Annotated in this window: 1 protein-coding gene; it reads left to right on the top strand. The window is 49.6% G+C overall.

The annotated features are described in order from the left end of the window. A partial coding sequence (locus ACFQ03_RS25795; RefSeq protein ID WP_379291885.1) for an IS3 family transposase occupies positions 1–465 on the top strand: 465 nt, incomplete at its 5' end. Positions 466–544 lie beyond the last annotated feature (79 nt).

The raw sequence follows: 544 nt of genomic DNA, 5'->3' as shown, positions 1-544 counted from the left end.
GTGAACCAGGTGTGGGGGATCGACATCACGTATATCCGGCTGCAGAGCGGTTGGATGTATCTGGTAGCGATCTTGGACTGGTACTCGCGATACGTGATCGATTGGCAGTTGGATCAGAGCCTGGAACTGCCCTTTGTTCTGGAGGCTGTAAGTCGTGCGCTGAGCGCTTGCCGGCCCGAAATTATGAACAGTGATCAGGGCAGTCATTTCACCAGTTCACAGTACATCGAGTTGCTGAATAGCAACCAAGTCCGAATCAGCATGGATGGAAAGAATCGTGCTGTGGATAACATCTTTACGGAACGACTATGGCGCAGCTTGAAGTATGAGGAAGTCTACTTGCACGAGTATACCTCGCCCAAAGAAGCGCGCCGCGGCATTCATCGGTACTTTGAATTCTACAATCATTATCGGCCACATCAGTCGTTAGATTACCGAACACCTGCAACTGTATACATGGAATAACATATCCACAGAGGGTGACTCCCGCGCCTTCGCTTGGGCTTTGTCCTCCACCAGTGGACATTATCATTGAGTAATTATA

It is taken from the genome of Paenibacillus residui, assembly GCF_042677205.1.
In the GTDB taxonomy this organism is placed as follows: domain Bacteria; phylum Bacillota; class Bacilli; order Paenibacillales; family NBRC-103111; genus Paenibacillus_L; species Paenibacillus_L residui.
This window is presented reverse-complemented; position numbering and strand designations above follow the sequence as displayed.